The organism is Halomonas sp. ND22Bw, from assembly GCF_003011945.1.
Lineage (GTDB): Bacteria > Pseudomonadota > Gammaproteobacteria > Pseudomonadales > Halomonadaceae > Halomonas > Halomonas halophila.
This window is the reverse complement of record NZ_PXWD01000200.1, coordinates 1-430: the sequence shown is the minus strand read 5'-3', so window position 1 is coordinate 430 and position 430 is coordinate 1. Positions and strand designations below refer to the sequence as shown.

Sequence of the window (430 nt, the reverse complement as noted above, 5' to 3'; positions counted from 1 at the left end):
GCCTTGCGCCTGCAGACTGGCGATGTCGCGATAAAGGGTCCGCAGACTGACCCCCATCTCCTCGGCCAAGGCGCGTCCGCTCACCGGCCGCCGATGACGGCGCAGCACGTTCAGCAGATCGAGAAGACGTTCGGAGCGGGACACCCCATGACCTTAGCAGACATCCTGCCAGAAACTGGCAGCAGAAGCGTCGATCAGGCCGCTTCCTTGGGCATGACGTCGCCAACGGTGGGGCGATTTTCGGCGCGGGTCAGTTTGATGTCGCGCGGCTTGACGATTTCGCCACAGCACCCGCAGGCGATGCGGGGCGTCAGGGTATGGCCGCAGGTCTTGTGGATCATGTCGATGCCGCTGTCGGTGTCGCCATAAACATGTTTGGCGCCCCAGCCGTGCAGGGTGATCAGGACGCCGTACAAATCCTTGCCCTTGG

1 protein-coding gene and 1 pseudogene are annotated in these 430 nt (G+C 63.3%); both read right to left on the bottom strand.

All coding sequences use genetic code 11. The features are described from left to right. On the bottom strand, window positions 1-144 hold a 144-nt coding region (locus tag CVH10_RS17680), incomplete at its 3' end, for an HTH domain-containing protein (protein ID WP_146143002.1). Window positions 145-194: 50 nt separating this feature from the next. Further along, window positions 195-430, bottom strand: a pseudogene (locus tag CVH10_RS17675) (hypothetical protein); the annotation flags it as partial.